The organism is Acetomicrobium mobile (assembly GCF_937920065.1).
On sequence record NZ_CALETC010000329.1, the window covers coordinates 1 to 4029 of the forward strand.

Below are 4029 nucleotides of genomic sequence, written 5' to 3' on the forward strand. Positions count from 1 at the left end.
TTCGTACAATCGCTGCCAATCGTCCGCATTGAGCTCTTCTGCGCGAACGGTAGGAGATAGGCCCAACTCTTTCAAAAGCCCATATGCCTGCTCCCTATCCTTAAAAAAATCATAAACGCAGGCCAGGTTATTCATTAGCGTCTTGCGCCTTCTTGCAAAGGCAACTTTCAGCAGCCTCCTCCAAGGTCGCTTCGACGCCAGGTCGTAATTTTTGTCGAGCAGTATCTGGACGATGGCCGACTCGACCTTCGGAGCGGGCCAAAATACTGAGGGAGGTACTTTTTTGACGATTTGGACTTGTCCCATTCTTTCAATGGTTATCCCAAGTGGAGAACGATCCTTTGTGCCAGGTCTAGCACATAACCTTTCAGCCAAATCCAGCTGAAGCATCAAGACCAGTTCCTTGGTACCCATGGGCGCCAGATGCTCCAGGATCTGCCATATTAAAGGGGTTGTTATATTGTAAGGTATGTTGGCCAGCACCTTAGTTGGAGAGGGCGAAAGCTCCTTTAGGTTTACGGTTAAAACGTCGCCCCATATCAAAGACGTCCTGGTTTCATGCCTTTTTAACAGTGGTTCTAGGAAAGGCACCAAAGTTTTATCAATTTCTATGATATGCAAAAAGCTGCACGGGCTATTTAGTATCTCCCTGGTCAACATGCCCCGACCGGGACCTATTTCCAGGACAACATCTCGTTCGCCGACTTGAGCATAATCCACCATACAGCGAGTAATATTGGGATCTATCAAAAAATTCTGTCCAAGAGATTTCTTTGGACCGTGACCTTTTCCTTTTTCTGTTTGTCTAAATGATCTGTCCCTCATGCCGTGTTATACTTCACCTTCCTATCCCAAGATAGAGCTCACTACGAAAAAAGGCGGGGCAATACCCCGCCTTTTCTTGCTATGGTCGGGACGAGAGGACTTGAACCTCCGACCCCCTGCACCCCATGCAGGTGCGCTAGCCATGCTGCGCTACGTCCCGGTACAAGATATATTTTAACCTGCAATATGGACTGGGTCAAGCAAATTAGTGATAATATCTTTATGATAAGCCCGTCAGAAATAGGCGTATGCCTGGAGACTTTCCTGTAGACGGTTGTGGTATAATTTAAAAACCTATTAAATTAGGCATGGGAGGGGATATAATTGCCAGACAGCGAACACCGTAAAAAGGCTTCTGAGGTGCTCAAGGAACGCGGTATAGATGGCGATGTAATTGCCGTAAAGATAGACGGAAAGATGTGCGACCTCGATGCTTTAGTGGAGGAGGATGCAAAGATTGAGCCGGTGAGAGTGGATAGCCCCGAGGGCATAGAGATGCTGAGACATTCCGCCTCACACATAATGGCTCAGGCCGTTTACAGGCTTTACCCCGGCACAAAATACGGCGTCGGCCCGGCCATAGAGAACGGCTTTTACTACGACATGGATGTCCCGGTCGCCATCACCGAGGAAGACCTTCCGAAGATAGAAGACGAGATGAAAAGGATCGCCTCTGAAGCCATTCCCTTTGAGAGGCTAGTGATGAGCAAAGAGGAAGCCACGCGCCTCTTCCAAGAACGCGGCGACGTCTATAAGCTCGAGATATTGAAGGACATCGAGGACGACACCGTTTCGCTCTACAGGGTGGGAGAATTTATCGACCTCTGCAGAGGGCCTCATGTACCAAACACTTCTTACGTCAAACACTTTAAGCTTCTTTCATTGGCCGGGGCTTACTGGCGCGGAGACGAAAGAAACCCTATGCTTACCCGCATTTACGGGACGGCTTTCCCCTCCGAGGAGGATCTCTTAGCTTATTTGACCAAGATAGAGGAAGCCAAACGCAGGGATCATCGGCGTATCGGCAAGGAGCTGGATCTATTCAGCCTCCAAAACGAGGCACCCGGATTTCCGTTCTTTCATCCTAAGGGAGTAGTGATCTTAAATACCTTAGTTGACTTCTGGAGAAAGGTACACATCCAAAGAGGATATCAGGAGATAAAGACACCCCTGATATTGGACCAGGATCTGTGGATTCGCTCAGGCCACTGGGACCATTACAGGGAAAACATGTATTTCACCGAGATAGACGGGAAACCCTTTGCCATAAAGCCCATGAATTGCCCTGGAGGAATTTTAGTTTACAAAACTCAGCTTAGGAGCTACCGCGACCTGCCGTTGAAGCTAGCAGAGCTTGGGGTAGTGCATAGGCATGAAAGGTCCGGCGTCCTTCACGGACTTATGCGCGTGAGGTGTTTCACCCAAGACGACGCCCATATATTCACCTCGGAGGAACACATAAAGGAAGAGATAACGGACATAATGGAGATGGTGCAGTACATTTACGGAGTCTTTGGATTTCCCTATCACATAGAGCTTTCCACCAGGCCGGAGAACGCAATGGGCGACAAGGTGCTTTGGGATAAGGCCGAACAGGCATTGCAGGAAGCTTTAGAGGACCGTGGCGTGGAGTACAAGCTAAACCCTGGCGACGGTGCCTTTTATGGCCCCAAGATCGACTTCCATCTGGAGGATTGCATCGGCCGAACCTGGCAGTGCGGTACTATACAGCTCGACTTTCAGATGCCGGAAAAATTCGACATAACATACATTGGACCAGATGGGGAGCCCCATAGGCCAGTCATGATACACAGGACAATACTTGGAAGCTTAGAAAGGTTTTTAGGCATCCTTATTGAGCAGTACGCTGGAGCGTTCCCTTACTGGCTAGCTCCTGTCCAGGTCAAGATATTGCCGGTATCGGACGAGCATCTGCCTTATGCCAAAAAGGTGGCATCCGCCCTGCAGAAAAAGGACGTCAGAATAGAGGTAGACCTAAAGGAAGGAACTCTTGGTAAAAAGATCCGCGATGCCCAGATGCAAAAGATACCTTACATGCTCGTAATAGGCAATAGAGAGGTTGAAAAAGGCGTCGTATCCGTGCGCGATCGCAGCAAGGGGGATCTTGGAAGCATGAGTCTGGAGGCTCTAATTGAGCTTTTGGGCAACGAGTATCACCCCTTGAAAGACGATTTTTAGTTTTGGATTTTCGCAAACTGCTTGCTTTTGGATAGATTTCATGCTATATTGCGTAATCATTGCTTATGGCGATAAGCAGAGGGCCCATCCCTCTCACCCGGCGGCGCAGGGGCAGCTTTCCGGGTCAAAGGGTCGATAGCGTACAGACTATGAGGGACTGGGTGTGTCTTTTGCCAGTCCCTATATTTTATTGTGGAGGTGACCGGTTATAGCGAAAGTTAATGAACCGCGGGTAAACGAGGAAATTAAGGTCTCCGAAGTCCTGTTGATCGACGCCGATGGGTCTAAGGTAGGAATCGTGCCAGTTCAACAGGCGTTGCAGTTGGCCGAAAACAGAGGGTTGGACTTGGTAGAAGTTGCGCCTCAGGCCAATCCTCCGGTATGTCGTATCATGGATTACGGCAAATACAGATATCAACAGCAAAAACGGGACAAAGAGGCCAGAAAGAAACAGAAGACCCAGACGATTAAGGAAATAAAAATGCGCCCGAAGATCGACGAACATGACTACAACTTCAAGGTCAAGGCGATCAAGGAGTTCTTGCGCGAAGGACACAGGGTCAAGGTCTCCGTATTCTTCCGCGGCAGGGAGATGTCTTTCCTGGATAAGGGCAGAGAGGTACTCGAAAGGGTAGCGAAAGACTGCGACGGCCTGGGAAAACCTGAAACCGAGCCTAAAATGGAAGGTCGATACATGCGAATAATGCTCGTGCCGGTTCAGCAAAAAGCGGAGGCCAAGTCATCCAAGATCTCGGACGAAGATTAAGCTAAAGGGAGGAATTGTCATGCCAAAGCTCAAAACTCACAGCGGCGCCAAAAAAAGGTTCAAAATAACGGCAACGGGAAAGGTTGCCTATAAGAAGATGGGCCGCGGCCATTTGCTGCGCAAGAAAAACCAAAAGCGCATTCGTTCATTGAAGCAAAAGGGGTATCTCGATGACGTCTTCGCGAAAAAGATAAAACAACTGATGCCCTATTCCGATTAATTGCAAGACGCAAAAGGAG

General features: G+C 48.9%; 4 protein-coding genes and 1 tRNA gene. 3 read left to right on the forward strand and 2 right to left on the reverse strand.

Features of this window, described 5'->3' with window-relative positions:
• Both rsmA and Q7P41_RS12265 read right to left on the reverse strand, forming a co-directional pair.
• Positions 1–825 (reverse strand): 16S rRNA (adenine(1518)-N(6)/adenine(1519)-N(6))-dimethyltransferase RsmA (gene rsmA, locus Q7P41_RS12260; RefSeq protein ID WP_303884632.1); only part of this gene is annotated, 825 nt, incomplete at its 3' end.
• Between the two features lie 82 nt (positions 826–907).
• Positions 908–985, reverse strand: a tRNA-Pro gene (locus Q7P41_RS12265).
• Between the two features lie 164 nt (positions 986–1149).
• Here Q7P41_RS12265 and thrS point away from each other — a divergent pair.
• From thrS to rpmI, 3 genes are all read left to right on the forward strand, one after another.
• Positions 1150–3024: a threonine--tRNA ligase gene (gene thrS, locus Q7P41_RS12270; RefSeq protein ID WP_303884633.1), complete on the forward strand. Its 1875-nt coding sequence runs from the start codon at positions 1150–1152 to the stop codon at positions 3022–3024.
• Positions 3025–3232: 208 nt separating this feature from the next.
• Complete coding sequence (infC, locus tag Q7P41_RS12275; protein ID WP_303884636.1) at positions 3233–3790, forward strand: translation initiation factor IF-3; 558 nt, start codon at positions 3233–3235, stop codon at positions 3788–3790.
• Between the two features lie 19 nt (positions 3791–3809).
• Positions 3810–4010 carry a 50S ribosomal protein L35 gene (gene rpmI / locus Q7P41_RS12280; RefSeq protein WP_303884634.1) on the forward strand — a complete coding sequence of 67 codons (201 nt, stop codon included), beginning with the start codon at positions 3810–3812 and terminating at the stop codon, positions 4008–4010.
• Positions 4011–4029 lie beyond the last annotated feature (19 nt).

Bases quoted from the DNA above. Each gene is read 5' to 3' on its own strand.
- rpmI (WP_303884634.1), top strand. From the start codon at position 3,810: ATGCCAAAGCTCAAAACTCACAGCGGCGCCAAAAAAAGGTTCAAAATA.